This window comes from Mesorhizobium sp. WSM3864, assembly GCF_002294955.1.
Classification (GTDB): Bacteria; Pseudomonadota; Alphaproteobacteria; order Rhizobiales; family Rhizobiaceae; genus Mesorhizobium.
Map to the genome: position 1 here is coordinate 124,705 of NZ_NSGD01000005.1, position 22,814 is coordinate 147,518.

Genomic DNA, 22,814 nt, shown 5'->3' on the forward strand with positions numbered 1-22,814 from the left:
TCGCGCCGCTTGGCCCAACGGTATGCAGTGCGTGGCCCGGATGGTCAACATGGCAAAGCACGTGCCGGCGACCCACGCGGCGAGCAACGGTAAAAACCGGTCACCTCACGGCGCGTCATGCAACCAAAGTCTGATGGGTTTCAGGCGACCTTGGCCTGGTCGCGGCCGGCGCCGATCAGCACCAGCATGGCGACGAGAAAGAGGTATATCCAGCCGTCGCGCCATTCGAGCGGGAAATAACCGGCCCACAGCGATTCGGCCATGCCGAAGGCCGCGGCACCGAGAGCAGCTTTGAGCGGCGACATGTAGCCGCCGACCGCCGTCACGAACAGGATCTTGAGGCCGTAGACGAGGCCCGTGCCGAAGCTGATGTTGCCGTAGTAGATGCCGGCGAGCATGCCGGCAAAAGCCGCGCAGAAGCCGCCATAGAGCACCGCGCGGCGGAACACCGCGGTGACGTCGATGCCGCACATCGCGGCCGCCTTCGGGTCGTCGGACACGGCCCGCCAGGCCCGTCCGAAGCGCGAATGCGAAAACAGCCAGGCGGCCACTGCCACCATCGCCATCACCGCCGCGCAATCCAAGAGCTGGATAACGGTGAGCGTCACCTTGAAGCCGGCACCCTGCGCGAAGACGACGGGTTGGGCGAGCATCGGCGGCAGCCAGAGATCATGCGTGTCGGCGGCGATGCGGCTTGCTTCCGACAGGAACAGCAAGATGCCGAGCGTCGTCACCACGATCGCATTAGGCGACCGGTCCGCCAGCCTCTCGAACACGCTGCGCGACAGCACCTGGCTGATCAGCACCGAATAGAGCAGGGCAGCAACGATACCTAGCGCGACCGAGGCAAACAGCGTCAGCCACAGCGCCTGATAGCCGAAGGCGGCGGTCAGGATCATGGTGTGGCCGCAAAAGGCAAACAGCGCGCCATAGGCAAGGTTGGTGCGGTGCAGGATGCCGTTGGTCAGCACGTAGCCGAAGGCGAGCAGCGCATAGAGCGCGCCCGAATGCAGCCCGTTCAGCACCTGCTGATAGAAATAAAGCATGGAGCATCCCTAGGGCCGTGCGAACTGGCCCTCGTTTGGAGCGTTGCATCCGAAATCTAACTTGTCAAATACGTTTTATCGGTTAGATTTCTGGCATGACGGTATCCTGGACCCCGCACCGCTTCACCGGCGGCATCCTCGCGCTCGACACGGCGAACACGGTCGTCCTGCGCAATGACCCGGAAAAGACCTTCGACCGTTTCGCTGATCCCGCCGAGATCGCCCGCTTCGCCGAGGCGGCGAGCGGCTTTCGCGCCGCCGAGCTTGGCGGCCGGCGGCTGGAGGCCCCTCAGCCGGGCGGCATCGCCGCGGTCGTGCTGTCGATCCGCGAGGCGACGGACCGCCTGTTCCGCGATGCCATAGCGAAAGGCGCGATCGCCGCCGGCCATCTGCCGGATTTCCTGACCGCCTGCGCCAACGGCCTCTCCGGCAGCAGCACCGAGATCGGCGCGCCGGGCAGGCCCTTTGGCGATCCGGCGACGCCGATCGCTTTCGAGGCGGCTTTGGCCGTCTCGGCGCTTTCGCTGCTGCGCGACGACACCGTTGCCAGGCTCAGGATCTGTCCGAACTGCAGCTGGCTCTTTCTGGACCGCAGCCGCAACTCAAGCCGCCTCTGGTGCGACATGGCCGTCTGCGGCAACCGCCAGAAAGCGAACCGCTATTATCGCCGCCGCACGGCGGCCAGGGAGGCCACCAATGCTTAGAAAATTCCGTTCGATCGCTCTCGGCGCGGCCCTGATCGCCGCGACGGCGCTCGGCGCCTGCCGCGACACCGGCAAGGAGCAGCTCTTCGCCATTTCCGGCAAGCTGTTCGAGTTCAACTACCGGCTTGGCATCGCCACCTATGTCATCACGCTGAGACCGCTGCGGCCGATGGGCGAGGGACAGATTGCGGTGGTGAATTTCCAGAATCCGGCCGGCGGCGACCCGCTCATCGTCAACCAGAAGATCTGGCCGAAGCTCCCGCATATCACCTTGACCAGCCCGCCGCTCACCTGCGTGGTCAAGGACAAGCCCTATTCCGTGACGATCCGCATCGAGGATTCGAGCGGCACGTTGCTTCAAAGCCTCGAGACGACGATGACCTCCTCGGCGGACCAGACCATGCTGCCGGACCGGCCGCTGGTGATCGGGCCGAAATACGAGCTCAACCCGGACCTTGCCGGCCATCCCGACGGCAAGCTGCCGGATGCGCCCAAGCCGGATTGCTCGAAGGCGGCTTGAGGCCCGTTGACCGGTCAAAATTTTCGTGCGCTGCAAAGCGTTTAGCGTGCGATTGAATGCGGCGACCGCTTCCAGCGGGACCGTTTGTTGCGTGCGCTCTGGTCGCTGCGATTTCGTTTGACCTGTCCCGCAAGGGAAGAAAGACTGCGGCCTCTCACTCCGACGTTGGCCGCCGATCCACGGCGCGCCTCCGCAGAGGACATGCCTGATGACGCTGCATGACGTCGCGCTCGACGACAAGTTCGACCTTGGCAAGGAGCGCGTTTTCCTGTCCGGGGCGCAAGCCGTCGTGCGCATGCTTTTGATGCAGCGCGAGCGCGACCGCCGCGCCGGCCTCAACACCGCAGGCTTCGTCTCCGGCTATCGCGGCTCGCCGCTGGGCGGCCTCGACATGCAGCTGTGGAAGGCGAAGCGGCAGCTTGCGCAGGCCGACATCGTCTTTCAGCCGGGCCTCAACGAAGAGCTCGCCGCCACCGCGTGCTGGGGCTCGCAGCAGACCGAGTTGCTCGGCGAAGGCATCCATGACGGCGTCTTTGCCGTCTGGTACGGCAAGGGGCCGGGCGTCGACCGCTCCGGCGACGTTTTCCGCCACGCCAATCTCGCCGGCTCGTCGAAAAATGGCGGCGTTCTCGCCCTGATGGGCGACGACCATATGGCCGAATCCTCGACCAACGCGCACGCGACCGAATTCCTGTTCGTCGACACCATGGTGCCGATCCTCAACCCCGCCGGCGTCCAGGAGATCATAGACTACGGTCTCTTGGGCTTCGCCATGTCGCGTTTCGCCGGCACCTGGGCGGCGATCAAATGCGTCAAGGACAACATCGAATCGACCGCTTCGGTCGACGCCTCGATCGCGCGGCTGAACATCGTCATTCCTGATTTCGACATGCCGCCCGGCGGTTTGAACATCCGCCACGAGATCGACATGCTCGGCCAGGAGGAGCGCCTGCATGAGCACAAGCGCGCCGCCGCTTCCGCCTTCATCCAGGCCAACGGGCTCAATCGGACCGTCTATTCGGGCGGCAGCAACCCGAAGCTCGGCATCATCACCATAGGCAAGAGCTATCTCGACGTCCGCCAGGCGCTGGAGGATATCGGGATCGACGAAAATGCGGCCAATCGCATAGGCATCCGCCTGTTCAAGGTCGGCTGCCCCTGGCCGCTCGATTATCAGCATATCGCCGACTTCGCCCGCGGCCTCGACACCATCGTCGTCGTCGAGGAGAAGCGCTCGTTGATCGAGGTCCAGTTGCGCGAGAACCTCTACGGTTCCGCTATTCAGCCTGCCATCGTCGGCAAGAAGGACGAGCGCGGGGACTGGCTGTTTCCGGCCAAGGGCGCGCTCGACCCGAACGAGATCGCGATCGCGCTCGGCGAGCGTATCTTGCGTACCATCGGCCCCTTGGAGGAGATCGCGGCGCGCGTGGCGAAGCTGCGCCAGTTCCAGGCGATGCTCGCCGATACCGTCGACATCGGTTCGCGCACGCCGTTTTTCTGCTCGGGCTGCCCGCACAATTCCTCGACCAAGGTGCCGGAGGGCTCGCTTGCCGCCGCCGGCATCGGCTGCCACTTCATGGCGCTGTGGATGGACCGGAACACGGTCGGCTTCACCGCCATGGGCGGCGAGGGCGCGCAATGGGTCGGCCAGGCGCCGTTCTCCAAGCGCGGCCATATCTTCCAGAATCTCGGCGACGGCACCTACAACCACTCCGGCGCGCTGGCGATCCGCTTTGCGCTCTCCTCAGGCGCCAACATCACCTACAAGATCCTCTACAATGACGCAGTCGCCATGACCGGCGGCCAGCCGCACGAAGGTGGCCTCACCGTCGATATGATCGCCAGACAGGTGCGCGCGGAGGGCGTCGAGCGCATCGCCGTCGTCACCGACGAGCCGGCTAAATATGCCGGCAAGGCCGATTTCCCGCCCGGCGCCACGATCCATCACCGCGACGACCTCGACCTCGTCCAGCGCGAGCTGCGCGAGGTCAAGGGCGTGTCGGTGCTTCTCTATGACCAGACCTGCGCCGCGGAAAAGCGCCGGCGCCGCAAGCGCGGCACCTTCCCCGATCCCGACAAGCGCGTCTTCATCAACGAACTGGTCTGCGAAGGCTGCGGCGATTGCGGCGTGCAGTCGAACTGCGTCTCGATCCAGCCGGTCGAGACCGAATTCGGTCGCAAGCGCCGGATCGACCAGTCGAGCTGCAACAAGGATTTTTCCTGCCTCAACGGCTTCTGCCCCTCTTTCGTGACGGTGCATGGCGGCAAGATCAGGAAGGCCGAGGGGATTGCCGGCAAGAGCGATCCGCTCGAAGGCGTGCCGTCACCCGCCGAATTTCCACTCGGATCTCAGGGCTGGGCGGCGATCATCGACGGTGTCGGCGGCACCGGCGTCGTCACCATCGGCGCGGTGCTGGGCATGGCTGCCCATATCGAGGGCAAGGGCTGCGGCATGATCGACATGGCGGGCCTTGCCCAGAAGGGCGGCTCGGTCTTCACCCATGTCCGCATCGCCCCGACGCCCGAGGACATCCACGCCATCCGCGTTTCCGCTGGCAAGGCCGATCTTGTGCTTGGCTGCGACCTCGTCGTCTCCGGAGCCAAAAAGGTGCTCGCCGCGGTGCGCGAGGGCCATACCATGTTCCTCGCCAACACCGCCGAGATCATGCCCGGCGAATTCACCCGTTCCGCGGATTTTTCGCTGCCGGTCGAGCGGCTGAAGAAGGCGATCCGTGCCGCCGCCGGCGACGACAAGACCCACTTCTTCGATGCCACCCGCACGGCGACCGCGCTGTTCGGCAATTCGCTCGGCGCCAACATGTTCATGCTCGGCTTCGCCTTCCAGCATGGCGGGCTGCCGCTCTCGGCCGAAGCCGTTGAAAAAGCGATAGAATTGAACGGCGAAGCGGTGGTGATGAACATCGCCGCCTTCCGCTGGGGCCGTCGCGCCGCGCACCAGCCGGATTTCGTGCGCGGCCTGGTCGGTCGTACCGGCAAGCCGGCGTCGGCACCCGAAACGCTCGACGACATTGTCGCCCGGCGGGTGGCTTTCCTCACCGCCTACCAGAACGCCGCCTATGGCAAGCGCTATTCCAACAGGATCGCGGCCCTGCGCGCAGCCGAGGCGAGAGCGGTTCCCGGCTCAACGGCCGTCACCGAGGCGGCCGCGAAAAACCTGTTCAAGCTGATGGCGATCAAGGACGAGTATGAGGTGGCCCGGCTTTACACCGACGGCAGCTTCGCCGCCGATCTCGCAAGGCAGTTCCAAAGCTACGAAAAGCTGGAATTTCACCTCGCGCCGCCGATCCTCGGGCGGCGCAGCAATGACGGCAAGCCGAGGAAATCGAGTTTCGGCCCGTGGATGATGAAGGCATTTCGCCTGCTTGCTGCCATGAGAGGCCTGCGCGGCACCGCGTTCGACCTGTTCGGCCATACCGCCGAACGGCGCGCCGAGCGGCAACTGCTTGGGCAATACGAGGCCGATCTCGATCTGATCGCCGGAGCACTTGCGCCGGGCAAGGTCGAGGCCGCCGCCGCTCTGGCCTCCGTTCCGGCGCTCATCCGCGGCTATGGCCATGTCCGGCAGGCCAGCACCGCAAAGGCGTCCGAAGAGCGCTCCAGGCTGCTGCAGCGGCTGACCGAGGCCGCTCCGGTGCCCGTTCTCAGCGCTGCCGAGTGATTGCGCCAGACCAATCCCGAAGTTTTCGTCGGTCGCCTAAAGTGCCTCGCGTCGAAATGGATCCAGGCGAGGCGCTTTAGGCCTTTGTTCGATGCAGGTCGTGCTCCCAAAAACCGCTGCGCACTTGTGGGTGACATGCGTTAGGTCCTTTGCGACTTGGCGGGCAGACCGAAGCCGCTGCTCAAGACGGTTCTGTTCTAAGCCTTTCTTAAGGCGGTTGTGTCATGACAAGGCTTAGCGTTGGGCCGACCCTATGGGCAAAACAAAGACCGAAAGCATCCCCGCGGATGTTTATATCCAATTTGTGCGGTCGTTGTTCGACAACGCGCACATGTTGTTGATCGGTGGCGCGTGCTACTGGATCCTCGGATTCATGATCTATCTGCGCACCCACAATCCCCTGTTCCTGGCGTTTTCTTTTGCCCTGCTTTCCGTCAGCCTTATCCGTTACTTCGGCATTCGCGGCTTCCTGAGGACAGGCGGCGCGATTGCCGATGTCGAACACGCGCAGCGGTTGGAGCGCAGCTACATCCTGAAGGGCTGCCTTCAGGGTCTCGGATTGGGCGCGCTGTGTTTCGTGTCGATCTACATATATCCCGAACCGTTCGCCGAGCTGGCGGCAATGTCGCTGACGCTGGCGACCCTGGTCACCGTTGTCGCCCGCAACTATGGGTCGCCCCGCATGGTGCGGATCTTTTCCGTGACCTTCATCGGTCCGGCGGCTCTCGCGCTCCTGCTGCGCATGGATGCGCCCTCCGTCGTCCTCGGCCTGATGATCATCCCGATGACGTTCATCACCATCACCGGCGCCGATCATGTCCGCAACGTGCTGTTCTCGGCGGTCATCGGCCACAAGCAGGCGAGAAACCTGACGCGCAGGTTCGACCGCGCGCTCAACACGATGTCGCACGGCCTGGTCATGCTCGGCCCCGACGGGCGCGTCGCCGTCGCCAATGCCGAGGCCGCCCATCTGATGTCGCTGAAATCGGCCGACGCGCTGCTGGGGCGCTCGATCCACGGCCTTCTGATGCGCGGCGTCGCCGGCGGCATGCTGGCACCGAAGGATTGCCGCTACATCGAGGCGCAGCTGACGCGCGCCTTGCGCGAGGGCCGGGACCGCAAGGTGCTCGTGTCGCTCGCCAATGGCCAGCACTACGAGTTCTCCGCGCGCGAAGGCAGCCAGGAACTCGGCGTCATCACCTTCGAGGACGTCACGGCGCGCGTCGAGGCGGAGGAAAAGATCCGATTCATGGCGCGCTACGACAACCTCACCGGCCTGCCGAACCGTGCCTACTTCCACGAGCTGGTCGGCGAAGCCATGGCGTCCGGCGACCGCGACCGGCTCTGCGGCCTGGCGGTGCTCGACCTTGATGATTTCAAGAGCGTCAACGACACGCTCGGCCACCCGGTCGGCGACGGTTTGATCTACGCCGTAGCCGAGCGGCTGGCAGCGGTCGCCGGGCCGGGCATCAATGTCAGCCGCTTCGGCGGCGACGAATTCATGATCTATTTCGACCGCATCGAGGATGAGAGCCATCTCAGCAGCCTGCTCGACGAGATCTTCGCCGGCCTGCAGGGCGAAGTCGACGTCGCCGGTCACGGCCTGCGCATCCAGACCAGCGGCGGCGCGGTGTTGTCCGTGGTCAAGGACACCGACGTTGACGGCATGATCGTCAAGGCGGACCTCGCGCTCTACAAAGCCAAGGAGCTCGGCAAGAACAGCTGGCGGCTGTTCGAGGCATCGATGGACGCCGCCTTCCGCAATCGCCAGCTGATGAAGGCCGATCTGCGCAGCGCCGTGCAAGCCAAGGAGTTGCGCGTCGTCTACCAGCCGATCGTGTCGATGAGCACCATGCGCATCGCCAGCTGCGAGGCGCTCTGCCGCTGGGATCATCCCGATCTCGGCCCGATTTCGCCGGGCGTCTTCATTCCGCTGGCCGAGGAGATGGGCATCATCTCCGAGATCAGCTCTTTCGTGCTGCAGGCGGCCTGCGCCGAATGCGCCAAATGGCCGGCCCAGACCAGCGTTTCGATCAACCTGTCGGCCAAGGACTTCCGCAACCGCGACGTCGTGCAGAAGGTGCGTGATGCCCTGGCGGCGTCGGGCCTTGCGCCGCACCGGCTCGAGATCGAGGTGACGGAGACTGCCCTGCTCGACGACAAATCGCTGACCCGCGAGCTGATCGAAGAGCTGAAAGCGCTGGGCGTCCGCATCGCGCTCGACGACTTCGGCACCGGCTATTCCAGCCTCAGCTACCTGCACAAGCTGCCGCTCGACAAGATCAAGATTGACCGCTCCTTCCTCATCGACGTGACCCAGAGCCCCCAGTCGCTCGATCTTCTGAAGGGTATCGTCGGCTTGACCCGGACGCTGGGCCTGGTCGTCACGATCGAAGGGGTGGAGACTTTCGAGCAGCTGAAGATATTGGTGCGTTCGGTCAAGCCGGACCTCGTGCAAGGCTTCCTGTTCGGCGCCGCGCTCAGCGCGTCCGGCATCGAGACGATGTCGAACGTCACCTGGCCGTTCGCCGCGGACCTGCGCCTCGCCCCCAGACGGTCGGCCAGGTAGGGAATTTCATCAAGCAGGATTGAGAATGCGCGTTGCTTTGGCTACGCAGCCATTTTCGCCAAATCGGAAGGTTTTCACCCGAGTTTTCAGGTTCAACAGCTCGCAATTGTTTTCTCTAAGCAATTCAATACAGCCGAGTATTTTGGCCAGATGTCCTATATTGCTGTCAGCTGCGGCGGCCCAGTCCTATCAGTTCTGGCAGCTGTGTACTCTTTGATATCGGATGCAAGCCAAGGTCCGGGCGCCAGGTCGACTTTTCCATGCAACCCTTTCCGGCGCATTGTTAAGGTTAACGGAAGGTAAACCAGCAGTATCGAATTTTCGGCTTGTGTCTCATTTTGACTCGAATAGCCTGTTTACAGGCGGATACGAGGACTTGAGAATGGATGCTGCAAGAAACGATGCGCAGTCTGGCGCCGGCGCAAATGCTGGCTCGGCGCTGAATCGTTCGATCATGCAATTGCTGGAGCATGTCGATTATCGTCTGATCACGGGGGGCGAAGATCTGGAGGCGATCTACCGTCTTCGCTATCAGTCCTACCTGCGCTCAGGCATGTGCGGCCCGATCGCCAGCGGGATGTTCGAGGATCGCTGGGACAACCTGCCGAATTCCTACCGGTTCGGCGTCTATTTCGATGGCCACTTGGTCAGCACGCTGCGGCTCCATTACATTTCCCGCGAGCACCCCTATTCGCCCTCTGTCGACGCCTATCCGGAAATCTTGGCCGAGCGGCTTGCCCGCGGAGAAACCTTCATAGACGGAACCCGGTTCGCAACCGACGCGGATAGCGCGCCCGCGCCCGGAGTCCTGCCTTTCCTGACGCTGAGGCTCGGCATGGTGGCTTCCAGCTATTTTGGCCAGACGGCCGTGCTGACGCCGGTCAAGGTCGAACATTCCGCTTACTACGCCCGCATCTTCCATGCCGTGCAGCGGACAGAAGGCAAGGTGTTTCCGGGTGTCCTTGCGCCGATCGCCTTGTTCGAGATCCCCTGTGGTGAAAACTTGCGCCAGACGCTCGACCGCTTCCCTTTCTTCAAGTCGACGCCGGTGGAGCAGCGGATGATGTTCGCCAATCCGGCCATCAACCGGCTCACCCCGCTGTCGATCGTACCGACGGCCAAATACTATCGCGATGCCGCCTGAACGGGCGTCCTTCCGTGCCTCGTGAACCTTCCCCGCCGCTCCCGCGTTACGAGTACCGGCGTCACTGATCATCGGCGGCGCCGCATTCTTGCCCCCCAGGCTTGTCGCCGGCTCAAATCGGGTTTTTCACGGGAAGGAGTACGATTATTATGACCATCCACTCGCTTGCGCTCACGCCCCTGATCTCGCTGATCGCCGGCATATTGATCCTGGTGATGCCGCGCCTGCTCAATTACATCGTCGCGCTCTATCTGATCGTGGTCGGCCTGCTCGGCCTGTTTCCGCACCTCGCCGCCTAATGCATCTCGCCCGGAACCGTGCAGCGGTTCTGGGCAACGGCACCCATCAAAAAGAGCTTTGAAGCGTCTCGCCTGAATCCGATTCAGCGCGACGCGCTTTAAAGGCCTACGACGCCCCTCGCCACGGCGAGGGCCTCCCATCGCAATTTTAGCTTCCGCCCATTTCAACTTTCGTTTGAGGCTGTTGTCGCCGGCCGTGCGGCAATAGCGCCATTGCTCTTGCTCGGGCTTTTCGCTATGTGCCTCGAAGGCATTTTCGAAGGGGTATTCCTATGGCTGATCACACGCCGACCGGTCCTGTCGAACTGGGCGCGCAGATGGACTATGCCGAGCATGATCGCACCTACAACGCATTTCTCACGCTCGCCAAATACGGCTCGCTCGTCTGCGCTGCCATTCTGCTGGCCATGGCCTTCGGCTTCTTCGCGGGCGGCTTCTTCTCGGCGACCATCCTGTTCATCGTGATCATGGCCGTCGGCTATTTCATTCTGCGGTAGACTTTCCAAGCCATTGCGTTCGACGTTTCGCCGGAGGTCCCGGCCGACGCCTTGCGCAGCAAGGTTCCAGCCGAAAGGATCATGCGGTGGGGCAGACGGTATTCATCCCTCGTGAGCTTGACGCGAACGAGCCGAGAGTCGCGGCCTCGCCCGAGACGGTGAAAAGGCTGGCGGGCCTGGGCTTCGAGGTGATCGTCGAGAAGGGCGCCGGCCTGGGCTCGCGTATCACCGATCAGGAATTTGCCACCGCCGGCGGCACGATTGGAACTGCCGGGGACGCCAAGAACGCCGATGTGGTGCTGAAGGTGCGCCGGCCGACCGATGCCGAGCTCAAGGGCTACAAATCGGGCGCGGCCGTCATCGCCATCATGGATCCTTACGGCAACGATGCGGCGCTTGCCGCGATGGCCAGTGCCGGCATCACCGCCTTCTCGATGGAGTTCATGCCGCGCATCACCCGCGCGCAGGTGATGGACGTGCTTTCCTCGCAGGCCAATCTTGCCGGCTACCAGGCGGTGGTCGATGCGGCGGCCGAATATGATCGCGCGCTGCCGATGATGATGACGGCGGCGGGCACGGTGCCGGCAGCAAAAACCTTCATCATGGGCGTCGGCGTCGCCGGTCTGCAGGCGATCGCCACAGCGCGCCGTCTCGGCGCCGTCGTCACCGCCACCGACGTGCGTCCGGCGGTGAAGGAGCAGGTGCAGTCGCTCGGCGCAAAGTTCCTGGCGGTCGAGGACGAGGAGTTCAAGGCGGCGGAGACCGCCGGCGGCTACGCCAAGGAAATGTCGAAGGAATATCAGGCCAAGCAGGCGGCCCTGACCGCAGAGCACATCGCCAAGCAGGATATCGTCATCACCACGGCGCTGATCCCCGGCCGTCCGGCGCCGAAGCTGGTGTCGGCCGCCATGGTCGCTTCGATGAAGCCGGGTTCGGTGATCGTCGACCTCGCCGTCGAGCGCGGCGGCAATGTCGAAGGCGCGGTGCCAGGCAGGGTCGTGACGACGGAAAACGGCGTCAAGATCGTCGGCCATCTCAATGTGCCCGGTCGTGTCGCTGCATCCGCTTCGCTGCTCTACGCCAAGAACCTCTACGCCTTCCTCGAGACGATGGTCGACAAGGCGACGAAGACCCTTGCCATCAAGCGCGATGACGAGTTGGTCAAGGCGACGATGCTGACCGATGCCGGCCAAATCGTGCACCCCAGTTTCGCCGAGGCCGCCGGGCAGCCGCGCACCGAGCCGGCTGCGATCCCGGCCACGGTCCTGGTCGCGGATGCCGCCGACAAGAAACCGGCGCCCAGGAGGAGGGCCGCGGCCAAGTCACCCTCGCCTAAGCCAGAAGGGACCGCGTGATGGAACAGCTGCAGAAAGCCCTCGACCAGCTCGATCGGGCGACGGCTGCCGTACGCCTCGCGGTGCAGGATCTCGCCAATGCGCCCGCCGGCGCCGAGGTTGCCGGCAACGCGGCGCACGCGCTCTCGGGCGGCGCCATCGATCCCTTTGTCTTCCGCTTCGCCATCTTCGTGCTGGCGATCTTCGTCGGCTATTATGTCGTCTGGTCGGTGACGCCGGCGCTGCACACGCCGCTGATGGCCGTCACCAACGCCATCTCCTCGGTCATCGTCGTCGGCGCGCTGCTCGCCGTCGGCATCGCGGCCTCCGGCCTTGCCGCGGGCTTCGGCTTCATCGCCCTGGTGCTGGTGTCGGTCAACATCTTCGGCGGCTTCCTCGTCACTCAGCGCATGCTCGCCATGTACAAGAAGAAGGAAAAGTGACGTGACCGTCAATCTCGCTTCCTTCCTCTATCTGGTCTCCGGCATCCTGTTCATCCTGGCGCTGCGCGGCCTGTCGCATCCGACCACCAGCCGACAGGGCAATCTCTACGGCATGATCGGCATGGGCATTGCCATCGCCACCACGCTGGCACTGGCGCTGCCCTCGGCTGGCCGCTTCGGCCTGATCGTGCTGGGGCTTGCCATCGGCGGCGGCGTCGGCGCCTATGTGGCGCGCCGCATCGCCATGACCTCGATGCCGCAGCTGGTCGCCGCCTTCCACTCGCTCGTCGGTTTCGCTGCCGTCATGGTGGCGGCGGCCGCCATCTACGCGCCGGAAAGCTTTGGCATCGGCACGGCCGGCGACATCCATGCCCAGGCGCTCATCGAGATGAGCCTCGGCGTCGCCATCGGCGCCATCACCTTCACTGGCTCGGTCATCGCCTTCCTCAAGCTCGACGGCCGCATGTCCGGCAAGCCGATCATGATCGGCGGCCGCCACCTGATCAACATCGCGCTTGGCGTAGCCCTCGTGGTGCTGATCGTGCTGCTCGTCACCACCGAATCCAAGCTCATCTTCTGGCTGATCGTCGCCGCCTCGCTGGTGCTCGGCGTGCTTCTGATCATCCCGATCGGCGGCGCCGACATGCCGGTCGTGGTGTCGATGCTGAATTCCTATTCCGGTTGGGCGGCGGCGGCGCTCGGCTTCACGCTCGGCAATCTAGCGCTGATCATCACCGGTGCGCTGGTCGGCTCTTCCGGTGCGATCCTGTCCTACATCATGTGCAAGGGCATGAACCGCTCCTTCATCTCCGTCATCCTCGGCGGCTTCGGCGGCGAGACGGCTGCGGCTGCCGACGACGGCATCGAGCGCACCGTCAAGCAGGGCTCGGCCGACGACGCCGCCTATCTGATGATGAACGCGCAGAAGGTCATCATCGTGCCGGGCTATGGCATGGCGGTGGCCCAGGCCCAGCACGCGCTGCGCGAGATGGCCGACAAGCTCAAGGCCAATGGCGTCGAGGTAAAATACGCCATCCATCCGGTCGCCGGCCGCATGCCCGGTCACATGAACGTGCTGCTCGCCGAGGCCAATGTGCCCTATGACGAGGTGTTCGAGTTGGAGGATATCAACTCCGAATTCGCGCAGGCCGATGTCGCCTATGTCATCGGCGCCAACGACGTCACCAACCCGTCCGCGCGAGATGACAAGAGCAGCCCGATCTACGGCATGCCGATCCTCGACGTCGACAAGGCCCGCACCTGTCTCTTCGTCAAGCGCTCGCTGGGTTCGGGCTATGCCGGCATCGACAACACGCTGTTCTATAAGGACGGCACCATGATGCTGCTCGGCGACGCCAAGAAGATGACCGAGGAAATCGTCAAGGCTTTTGATCACTGATCCGGCTCGCCATCTCAAAGACCGAAAAGCCCGGCCGTGAGCCGGGCTTTGTCTTTCAATCACCGGATGGTTCAGTCTAGCCTTTGGACAGGAAAAGCGCCTCGTCTTCGTCGCGCTGCTTGCCGCCGAGAGCTGCGGCAGCGCTGGCGATGAATGCGCCGATGACCAACGCCAAGGCGCCGATCAGGGCAAATGAGGCCGTTGCCTTCCTGGCCGTGTCTGCCGCCTGCTTGGCCTTGGTCTTAGCCTCCTCCACCTTTGCAAGCACCGCATCGACACGGGCCTTTGCGTCAGCTTCCGGAAGGCCTGTGCGGGCAATCACAAGCTGCGCCAGGTAGGTCTTGTCGTCGGCCGACACCTCACCGGAGGCGGCACTTGCGACCAGGATGCGAGACGCTTGCGCCGTGGTCGCCGCGTCGTTCTGCGGATTGGCGGCTGCAAGCTTGCTCGCATCCGCCGGACGGAACAGCGTGTCGACGAAATACGATGTCGCATTGTCGACCGAGGCGCCGTTGGCGTTTGCCGACGCGCCTGCCGAGGCACCCATCGCGGCGCCCGACGCGACAGTGGATGCCGCCTGCACGCCCGTCCCAACTGCAGCCGACAGGACCGAGCCGAGAACACCGGCGACAAGCAACGTGGCCAGCGCCCAGGCAAGGAAGCCGTGGGTGGTGTCGCGGAAATAGACCTCGTCAGTGTGGACGCCAACCCATTTGGTCCGCAACCGCCCGGCAAGATAACCGCCTAGGCCCGCCGACAGCCATTGCACGACGATCAACCAGGCGCCGGTGGTAGCCGCGAAGGTGGTGACCGAAGGATTTGACGCGGACCAGGGCGAAACCATCGTCAGCCCGAGTCCGGAGCCGAGCAAGGTAAGGATGAGAGTCAAAGCCGAGGCTGCGAAAGCGCCAGCGATGATCGGCCCCCAACTGACGGCGGTGGCGGAGGATTCTAGCGTACCGGGAGCATCGGTTGCCGATAGGGTGGGCTGCATCGAAGCCTCCTAGCGGGCAAAAAGCATAATGAGAATGATGATCGGAATCGGAACCCCGAGCAACCAGAGCAAGATACCGCGGCCCATCGAAACCTCCTGAAACAAGTTGTGATCGATCTGTCACAATGTTTCAGGAGACCTTCTGTTCCGGTCGGATCACCCCATCCGCCACGGATGGCGGACCGACGGCAGGCTGAGAGGGCCGATTGGCACGGTCCTCAAATATCCAGATTGGCCACCGACAGCGCATTGTCCTGGATGAACTCGCGCCGCGGCTCCACCTCGTCGCCCATCAGCCGTGAGAACAAGCTGTCGGCGTCGGTCGCGTCGGCCACCTTGACCTGAAGCAGCGAGCGCACATTCGGATCCAGCGTGGTTTCCCAGAGCTGTTCGGCGTTCATCTCGCCAAGACCCTTGTAGCGCTGCATGGTCAGTCCCTTGCGGCCCGCCGCGAACACCGCGTTGAGCAGCGCCAGCGGTCCGGAAAGGAGCTCGGAAGTCTCCTTGCGGCGCAGCGTCGGCTGCTCGCCATAGACTTCCGCCAGACGCGCTGCATAGCGGTCCAGCTGGCGCGCATCGGCCGAATTGATCAGCCCGGCATCGAGCTGGACCGCGTCCTTGACGCCGCGCACGGTGCGTTCGAAGACATAGCCGCCCGACCCGTCATTGGAGGTCGACAGCCGTCCGCTCCAGCCGCGCTCGGTCTCCTCGGCGATCATGTCGAGCCGCCTGGCGACGTGTTCGGCCATGGCGGTGGCGCGGCCGAGATCGGCGAGCACGTCGGCGTTGAGCGCGCCGGCGATCGCCGCCTGCTCGACGACACTGCGGTTGTAGCGCGTGTGCAGCCCGTTGATCAGGTGCCGCACCGCCAACGCGTCGTCGACCGCCCCGCGCAGGTCCTGTCCGGTCCGCACCTCGCCGGAGGCGAGCGTCAGTGAAGCCTCTTCCAGCCCGGACTCGATCAGATATTCCTCATAGGCGCTTTCGTCCTTGAGATATTGCGAGCTCTTGCCTCGTGTCACTTTGTAGAGCGGCGGCTGGGCGATGTAGAGATGGCCGCGCTCGATCAGCTCCGGCATCTGCCGGAAGAAGAAGGTGAGCAGCAGCGTGCGGATATGGGCGCCGTCGACGTCGGCGTCCGTCATCAGGATGATCTTGTGGTAGCGCAGCTTGTCGGCGTTGAACTCGTCCTTGCCGATCGAGGTGCCGAGCGCCGTGATCAGCGTGCCGATCATGTCGGAGCTGAGCATGCGGTCAAAGCGCGCCCGCTCGACATTCAGGATCTTGCCCCGCAGCGGCAGGATCGCCTGGTTCTGGCGCGAGCGCCCGCCCTTGGCCGAGCCGCCGGCCGAATCGCCCTCGACGATGAAGATTTCCGATTTCGCGGGATCGCGCTCTTGGCAGTCGGCAAGCTTGCCGGGCAGCGAGGTGACGCCGAGCGTGCTCTTGCGGGTTATGTCGCGCGCCTTGCGCGCGGCTTCGCGCGCGGCGGCCGCCTGGATCACCTTCTCCACCACCACCTTGCCTTCGGTTGGATGCTCTTCCAGCCAGGTGCCCAGCGCCTCGTTGACCAGGCTTTCCACCACCGGCCGGACTTCCGAGGAGACCAGCTTGTCCTTGGTCTGCGAGGAGAATTTCGGATCCGGAACCTTGACCGACAGAACGGCCGTCAGGCCTTCGCGGCAGTCGTCGCCGGTCAGCGAAACCTTTTCCTTCTTGGTCTGGCCGGAGGACTCGCCATAGCCGGTGATCTGCCTGGTCAGCGCGGCGCGGAATCCGGCCAAATGCGTGCCGCCGTCGCGCTGCGGGATGTTGTTGGTGAAGGCCAGCACATTCTCGTGGTAGCTGTCGTTCCACCACATCGCCACCTCGACGGTGATGCCGTCGCGCTCGGCGCGAATGGCGATCGGCTTCTCGATCAGCGGCTTCTTCACCCGGTCGAGATATTTCACGAATTCCTCTAGGCCGCCGTCATAATGCAATTCGTGGCGCACGAGGTCGGCATGGCGCGCGTCGGTCAGCACGATGCGCACGCCGGAATTGAGGAAGGCGAGCTCGCGCAGCCGGTGCTCGAGCGTGTTGTAGTCGAATTCGACCATGGTGAAGGTTTCGGCCGACGGGAAGAAGGTGATCTCGCTGCCGCTGCGGCCTTCATAGGTCCCCGGTCGCTTGTCCTGCTCGTAGGTGCCGGTCACCTTCAGCGGAGCGTCGGCATTGCCGTGCGTGAAGCTCATCTCGAAGATTTCGCCGTTGCGACGGATCTTGAGCTTGAGCCATGCCGAAAGAGCGTTGACCACCGAGACGCCGACGCCGTGCAGGCCGCCCGAAACCTTGTAGGAGTTCTGGTCGAATTTGCCGCCGGCATGCAGCTGGGTCATGATCACTTCGGCCGCCGAGACGCCCTCGCTGGGATGGATATCGGTCGGAATCCCGCGGCCATTGTCGATGACGGTCACCGAGCCGTCGGGGTTGAGCGTCACCGAGACGAGGTCGGCATGCCCGGCCAGCGCCTCGTCGATGGCGTTGTCCACCACCTCATAGACCATGTGATGCAGGCCCGAGCCGTCGTCGGTGTCGCCGATATACATGCCCGGCCGCTTGCGGACAGCATCCAACCCCTTCAAAACCTTGATGGAATCGGCGCCATACTCGGCTTCCGCGCCAATGGCGCTTTCGGTCTGATCGCTCATAAATACCTGTCTGATTGATGTCGCTGATCCGGCGCGGAAAAATGGTCCCGAATCGCGCCGTTTTGATGTCTTAGATATAGGCGCAAATGGCCGTTTTTCCAAGGTTTGCAGGCGTTTTGCCGGCTTGGCGAGCGGCCTTTCGCAGGCCGGGCTCAATGCACCGGGGGAAAGCGGGCTATGCCGGCGCGAACGCCTCGCCCGAGCGCGGCGTTGCAGCAGTCATATCGGGACGTCTGCTATTCTGCCGTGAGGCCGGCGCGCAGTGCCTTCAGTGCCTCGCTCCAGCGGAACAACTCGTCCAGCATGGTCTTTGCACCGCCCAGAACCTGCTCGCTCGGATGATACGCGCCCTCCTTGTCGAGCAAGGTCCTGTAGGAAGGCAGCGCCACGCCTTCCGGAATCGGCATGACGCCGACGGCGGTCAGCAGCGGCTTCAGCGCCTGTGCCGCGCGCAGGCCGCCGGACACCCCGCCATAGCTGAAGATGGCGGCGGGCTTGTAGCGCCACTCCTTGAGCAGATAGTCGACGGCGTTAACAATCGCCGGAGCGGCGAAGTAATTGTATTCCGGCGCCACGAAGATGAAGGCGTCGGCGGCGTCGATCGCCGTCGACCAGGCCTTGGTGTGGTCGTTCTCGTATTTGCGCAGGCGCGGATGATGCGGCTCGTCGAGCAGCGGCAGCTTGAAGGCGGCAATATCGGCTTGCACCGGCTCGAACTTGCCGTGCTGGCGCGCGAACCCCTCCATCCACTCGGCGAAGATCGGTCCGGCACGTCCCGGTCGCGTGCTGCCGATGATGATGCTCAACTGGTGCTTCACGGGGTAGCTCCTCGATTGACGGTATCCGTTGGCGACTAAAGGAACCGGTCACCGTCAACAAGCAGCCATCGAAGGGCGCCGTTCACATTCAGGCGAGGCGGTCTCTCCATGGGCTTTCCGTTCGGTCACATGGACGCCGGCTTTGCCGCGCATTACATTGCCGTCGTAGCGGAGCATCCGATGGACACAAAGCCCGCCCCCTTCGTGCCGCCTGCGCCGAAGCCGCGCACCCAGCCGCCCTCGACGCTGGAGATGATGCGCATCGTCTACCGCAACCCGCTCGAGCTGTGGGGCGAGCATACCTACAACGAGCCCTGGATCTCGGTGACCGGTATCGGCGGGCCGCTGGTCATCGCCAACGATCCCGGCCTCATCCGCCACGTGCTGATCGACAACGCCAGGAACTACAAGATGGCGACGGTGCGCCAGCTGATCCTGCGCCCGATCCTGCGCGACGGCTTGCTCACCGCCGAGGGCGAGGTGTGGAAGCGCTCGCGCAAGGCGATGGCGCCGGTGTTCACGCCGCGCCACATCTTCGGTTTCGCCGAGCCGATGCTGAAGCGCACGCTGGAATTCGCCACCCGCTACGAGGCCGGCGGCACGACCGACGTCGCCCGCGACATGACGATGCTCACCTATGACATCCTGGCCGAGACGCTGTTTTCCGGCGAGATCGCCGGCGAGCCCGGCAGCTTCGCCAAGGAGATCGACCGCCTGTTCGAGACCATGGGCCGGGTCGATCCGCTCGACCTGTTGCGCGCCCCGGAATGGCTGCCGCGGCTGACCCGCATCCGCGGCCGCAAGACCATGGCCTATTTCCGCAACATCGTTGCCAACACGGTGAAAATGCGCGAGCAGCGGCTGAAGCGCGATCCCGACGGCGTGCCGCAGGATTTCCTGACGCTTCTCTTGAAAGCCGAGGGGCCGGACGGCCTGACCCGCGCCGAAGTCGAGGACAACATCATCACCTTCATCGGCGCCGGGCACGAGACCACGGCGCGCGCGCTCGGCTGGACGATCTACTGTCTCGCCGAAGCGCCTTGGGAGCGCGACAAGGTCGAGCAGGAGATCGATGCGGTGCTGGCGCGCGAGCCCGATCCGACAAGGTGGCTGGACGCCATGCCGCTCACCCGCGCCGCCTTCGAGGAAGCGCTGAGGCTTTATCCGCCGGCGCCCTCGATCAATCGCGAGCCGATCGAGCCGGAGACCTGGAACGGCCTCTATATCCCGAGATACGCCGCCGTGCTGGTGATGCCCTGGGTGGTGCATCGTCATCGCAAGCTATGGGACAGGCCGGACGCCTTCATGCCGGAGCGCTTCCATCCGGAGAACCGCGAACGGATCGACCGCTTCCAGTATCTGCCTTTCGGCGCCGGGCCGCGCGTCTGCATCGGCGCCAGCTTCGCCATGCAGGAGGCGATCATTGCTTTGGCCATCCTGTTGTCGCGCTTCCGTTTCGACGTAACGTCACAAACTCGGCCATGGCCGGTGCAGAAGCTGACCACGCAGCCGCAGGGCGGCCTGCCGATGCAGATTTCCCGCCGCGCCTGATTGGAACGGGTCCCGATCGGGAACAGTCTACCGGTCGGCGATCGGCCGGCGCTGCTGGAACTGGCCGGCGGCGCGGAAGCGCCAGAGATAGCTCGGCAGGATCGCGGCGATCGCCTGCGGCTGGATGCCGAGGCCATTGATCGTTCTGTTCGCCTTGGCGGCGGCTTCGGAGACGACGTTGTGCTCGCGCAGCTGCAGCACCTGGTCCTTGGTCAGCAGCGGATTGGGCAACAGCTGCAGGATCGAGGCTTGGATATTGGCCACCCACCACGGCACCGGCACCAGGAGGCGTCTGCGGTCGATAACGGCGAGCAGCTCCTGCATGCATTCCTTGAAGGTCAACACCTGCGGGCCGCCGAGCTCATAGGTCTGGCCACGCTCGACCTTGCCGTCGACCGAGCGTGCCACCGCCTCGGCGACGTCGCCGACATAGATCGGCTGGAATTTCGTCTCCCCGCCGCCGATCAGCGGCAGCACGGGCGAGAAGCGCGCCATGTTGGCGAAGCGGTTGAAGAAGGCGTCCTCGGGTCCGAAATTGATCGAGGGCCGCAAGACGACGGCGTCGGGCACCGTCTCGAACACTGCTTTCTCGCTGAGAGCCTTGGTGCGGGCATATCCCGACGGCGAGTTGAGGTCGGCGCCGAGCGCCGATATATGGGTGAGGCCGGCGCCGACCGATCGCGCGGCCTCGGCGACGGCGCGCGCGCCGAACTCGTGCACGGAGCCGAATTTCTGCCGGCCGCTCTCATGCAGTATGGCGACGAGGTTGACGACGTGGTCGGCGCCCTGAACGGCGCGGTCGACCGACCAGCGCACGCGCACATTGGCCTGCACCGGCTGGATCTGGCCGACATTGCCGAGCGGCTGCACATGGCCGGCAAGGTCGGGCCGCCGGCAGGCGACCCGGATGCGATAGCCGCGCTTGGCGAGCGCGCGAACGACATGACGGCCGACGAATCCCGAGCCGCCGAACACGACGACGAGCTTGGGGGTCTGCAGGATTTCGGTCATGGCTGGCTCCGCGCGCAAATGCTTGGCTGAGCCGCTTCTTAATCCGTTTCACGTCAAAGGCAAAGAGCGATCGGAGGTCGCCGCCGCCTTGTTTTTGAGCAATTCCAGGAAAGTGTGGAGCGGTTTTCCGTGCCGAATTGCGTCAGGGTAAAAGCCGCTCAGAACGCCCGGCCGATGCGCGCGTCTGCCGAATGCCGGTTGCCGCCTTGGATGACGAAGAAGGCGAGGATTGCCGCCCAAAGCAGCGACTTTTCCGCGCCCGAAAAGCCCTGGCCCATGGTGACCCAGTGGAACCATACCGTGACCAGAAGCACGATCAGGCCGGCGAAAGCGGCCGGGCGGGTGACGAGGCCGATGGCAATCAAAATGCCACCGAAGAATTCGGTGCAGGCGAGCAGCGGCGACCAGAAGACGCCAGGATAGAAGCCCAGACCTTCGACCATTTCCGTGGCGCCAAACGGATTGACGATCTTCTGCGAGCCATGAATGGCGAGGAAGGCCCCGGCAACGGCGCGCAGCAGCGTTTCGGCCGCATTGTTCAGCGTCGCATAGAGTCCGCCTAGGGCCGGAACGATAAGCCTTGGTCTGGACGTGTCGGTGCTGGCGAACATGCGGTCTCCTTTTTGCTGATTTGACGGACGCAAAGGCGTCCACTCCGTCAAATAGAATAAACCTGACGAACTTTCGCATGTTTTATTGCCGCAGTGAGAAACAGAAAACCCCGCCGAGGCGGGGTTTTCCGGGCAGTGAGCGCACCGAAACAGGGTCCAACGAGGCGGCCTGACCTGAGACGGTATCAAGGCGGCGTGAAGCAAGCACGCCCGCCCCGGCCCTGGACGCCCGGCGCGACGGCTGCCAATCGCAAGCCGCGACCCAAGCCACCCTTTTGCGGCTTGCGATGTGGGGTGCCGCTGATGGGTCGCTGCCGGGCTAAGAAAGGTTCAAAGCGGCGCGAAGCAAATGCGCGCCTTGTTGCCGGGCGATGCCTCGATCAGGCCGAGTAGCGTTCGGCGAATTCGGAAATGCGCTGCACGACCGCCTTCGGGATATCGACACCGCGCGCCGTCGCCTTTTCAGCGGCCTCTGCCCGGGCACGGCCGGGGATGTGCACGCCGTAGCGTCGCCGCAGCCGGTCGAGCTGGTCCTTCATGCGCTGCTCAAAATCCGGATCGACCAATTTGGGCTCGATAGCGAGCACGAAGAGCCCGGTTCCGGGGCTGTCCGGCCCGCCGGAGAACCAGGGTGCGTCGAGCGACCAGTTGGCGCCGGAAATCCCCGCCGCCAGCACCTCGACCATAAGCGCGATGTTGGCGCCGCGCTGGCCGCCGAAGGCGAGCATCGCGCCCTTCATCGCCGCCGCCGGATCGGTGGTCGGGTTGCCGCTGGCATCGAGTGCCCAGCCCTCGGGGATTTTCCTGCCGTCTTCCGCCGCCTTGCGGATGTTGACGAAGGCGGTGGCGCTCGACGATTGGTCGATCACCAAAGGCGGCCCGTCCGCAGCGGGCGCGGCAAAGGACATCGGGTTGGTGCAGTAGACCGGCTTGACCGAGCCCGAGCCTGCAAGCACTGCCGGCCCGTTGGTGGCGGCGAACGAGACCAGCCCCTGCGCTGCCAGCCGTCCGGTGAAATAGCCGAGCGCGCCGCAGGTATAGGCGTTCCTCTGCGAGAAGATGGCGACGCCGAACAGCCTTGCTGCCTTGACGAGGTCATCGATAGTCCGATCGAAGCCGGTATGGGCAAGCCCGCCGCGCGCGTCGGAGAGGTAGACGGCCAGCGCCGGCCGGGTGACGACCGGATCGGCATTGCCGTCGATGCGGCCGTCCTCGATCGCCTCCAGATAGTCGATAAAATGCGACAGGCCGACCGCCGACAGGCCTTCTGCTTGCGCGGCGACGATCGAGGCAACCAGCGACTGCGTCGCCTCCTCGTTGGCGCCGGCGCCGAGCGCCGCCATGCGGCAGAGCCCTGTTGCCTGGTCGAGAGTGAGTTGCATCGGAGCCGTCCTGAGGGAGTAAGGGAATAAGGGAGTAGGGGGAAATTGTGGAGCAATTAGCGAATGGGGATGGAAATGTGAATGCGGATCGTGGCTGAACACTCCCCTATTCCCCTATTCCCC

General features: G+C 64.2%; 18 protein-coding genes. 11 read left to right on the plus strand and 7 right to left on the minus strand.

Features of this window, described 5'->3' with window-relative positions; all coding sequences use genetic code 11:
* Positions 1-140: 140 nt before the first annotated feature.
* On the minus strand, positions 141-1,046 hold the full coding sequence (locus tag CK215_RS13360) for a branched-chain amino acid ABC transporter permease (protein ID WP_095776991.1): 906 nt from the start codon (positions 1,044-1,046) through the stop codon (positions 141-143).
* Between the two features lie 95 nt (positions 1,047-1,141).
* On the opposite strand from CK215_RS13360, the gene CK215_RS13365 reads away from it, so the two are divergent.
* The 10 genes from CK215_RS13365 (at position 1,142) to CK215_RS13410 (ending at position 13,634) form a co-directional block, all read left to right on the plus strand.
* Positions 1,142-1,750 carry a CGNR zinc finger domain-containing protein gene (locus tag CK215_RS13365; protein WP_095831186.1) on the plus strand — a complete coding sequence of 203 codons (609 nt, stop codon included), beginning with the start codon at positions 1,142-1,144 and terminating at the stop codon, positions 1,748-1,750.
* Positions 1,743-2,270, plus strand: a complete 528-nt coding sequence (locus CK215_RS13370; protein ID WP_067324162.1) for a hypothetical protein — start codon at positions 1,743-1,745, stop codon at positions 2,268-2,270. Before CK215_RS13365 ends, CK215_RS13370 begins: the two co-directional genes overlap by 8 nt.
* Positions 2,271-2,445: 175 nt before the next feature.
* On the plus strand, positions 2,446-5,949 hold the full coding sequence (locus tag CK215_RS13375) for an indolepyruvate ferredoxin oxidoreductase family protein (protein ID WP_280953077.1): 3,504 nt from the start codon (positions 2,446-2,448) through the stop codon (positions 5,947-5,949).
* 253 nt (positions 5,950-6,202) lie between these two features.
* Positions 6,203-8,518: an EAL domain-containing protein gene (locus CK215_RS13380; protein ID WP_067003356.1), complete on the plus strand. Its 2,316-nt coding sequence runs from the start codon at positions 6,203-6,205 to the stop codon at positions 8,516-8,518.
* 223 nt (positions 8,519-8,741) lie between these two features.
* Positions 8,742-9,662, plus strand: coding sequence for a hypothetical protein (locus tag CK215_RS13385; protein ID WP_245418676.1), 921 nt, complete (start codon positions 8,742-8,744; stop codon positions 9,660-9,662).
* A 149-nt stretch (positions 9,663-9,811) separates the two neighbouring features.
* The gene (locus CK215_RS13390) at positions 9,812-9,961 is read left to right on the plus strand and encodes a DUF3096 domain-containing protein (protein WP_067003359.1); all 150 of its coding nucleotides are present in this window, start codon (positions 9,812-9,814) and stop codon (positions 9,959-9,961) included.
* A 272-nt stretch (positions 9,962-10,233) separates the two neighbouring features.
* Positions 10,234-10,458: an aa3-type cytochrome c oxidase subunit IV gene (locus CK215_RS13395; RefSeq protein ID WP_067003362.1), complete on the plus strand. Its 225-nt coding sequence runs from the start codon at positions 10,234-10,236 to the stop codon at positions 10,456-10,458.
* Positions 10,459-10,544: 86 nt separating this feature from the next.
* Positions 10,545-11,813 carry a Re/Si-specific NAD(P)(+) transhydrogenase subunit alpha gene (locus tag CK215_RS13400; protein ID WP_095831189.1) on the plus strand — a complete coding sequence of 423 codons (1,269 nt, stop codon included), beginning with the start codon at positions 10,545-10,547 and terminating at the stop codon, positions 11,811-11,813.
* Positions 11,813-12,235: an NAD(P) transhydrogenase subunit alpha gene (locus CK215_RS13405; protein WP_095831190.1), complete on the plus strand. Its 423-nt coding sequence runs from the start codon at positions 11,813-11,815 to the stop codon at positions 12,233-12,235. Before CK215_RS13400 ends, CK215_RS13405 begins: the two co-directional genes overlap by 1 nt.
* A 1-nt stretch (position 12,236) precedes the next feature.
* Positions 12,237-13,634 (plus strand): NAD(P)(+) transhydrogenase (Re/Si-specific) subunit beta, encoded by a 1,398-nt coding sequence (locus CK215_RS13410; protein ID WP_067324170.1) that lies wholly within the window; start codon positions 12,237-12,239, stop codon positions 13,632-13,634.
* A 76-nt stretch (positions 13,635-13,710) separates the two neighbouring features.
* Here CK215_RS13410 and CK215_RS13415 read toward each other — a convergent pair whose 3' ends face one another.
* The 3 genes from CK215_RS13415 to CK215_RS13425 all read right to left on the minus strand — a co-directional run bounded on the left by CK215_RS13415 (position 13,711) and on the right by CK215_RS13425 (position 18,136).
* Entirely contained in the window at positions 13,711-14,628 is a 918-nt protein-coding gene (locus CK215_RS13415; RefSeq protein ID WP_095831191.1) for a hypothetical protein, read from the minus strand.
* A gap of 218 nt (positions 14,629-14,846) precedes the next feature.
* On the minus strand, positions 14,847-17,318 hold the full coding sequence (gene gyrB / locus CK215_RS13420; protein WP_095776999.1) for a DNA topoisomerase (ATP-hydrolyzing) subunit B: 2,472 nt from the start codon (positions 17,316-17,318) through the stop codon (positions 14,847-14,849).
* Between the two features lie 236 nt (positions 17,319-17,554).
* The gene (locus CK215_RS13425) at positions 17,555-18,136 is read right to left on the minus strand and encodes an NADPH-dependent FMN reductase (RefSeq protein WP_095831192.1); all 582 of its coding nucleotides are present in this window, start codon (positions 18,134-18,136) and stop codon (positions 17,555-17,557) included.
* A 180-nt stretch (positions 18,137-18,316) separates the two neighbouring features.
* Between CK215_RS13425 and CK215_RS13430 the strand changes: the two genes are divergently transcribed.
* Complete coding sequence (locus CK215_RS13430; protein ID WP_095831329.1) at positions 18,317-19,687, plus strand: cytochrome P450; 1,371 nt, start codon at positions 18,317-18,319, stop codon at positions 19,685-19,687.
* Between the two features lie 27 nt (positions 19,688-19,714).
* On the opposite strand, the gene CK215_RS13435 is transcribed toward CK215_RS13430, so the two are convergent.
* The 3 genes from CK215_RS13435 to CK215_RS13445 form a co-directional block, all read right to left on the minus strand.
* The gene (locus CK215_RS13435; RefSeq protein WP_095831193.1) at positions 19,715-20,698 is read right to left on the minus strand and encodes a complex I NDUFA9 subunit family protein; all 984 of its coding nucleotides are present in this window, start codon (positions 20,696-20,698) and stop codon (positions 19,715-19,717) included.
* A 158-nt stretch (positions 20,699-20,856) separates the two neighbouring features.
* Positions 20,857-21,309, minus strand: coding sequence for a DoxX family protein (locus CK215_RS13440; RefSeq protein ID WP_095831194.1), 453 nt, complete (start codon positions 21,307-21,309; stop codon positions 20,857-20,859).
* A 380-nt stretch (positions 21,310-21,689) separates the two neighbouring features.
* Entirely contained in the window at positions 21,690-22,691 is a 1,002-nt protein-coding gene (locus tag CK215_RS13445) for an Ldh family oxidoreductase (RefSeq protein ID WP_095831195.1), read from the minus strand.
* Positions 22,692-22,814: the final 123 nt, after the last annotated feature.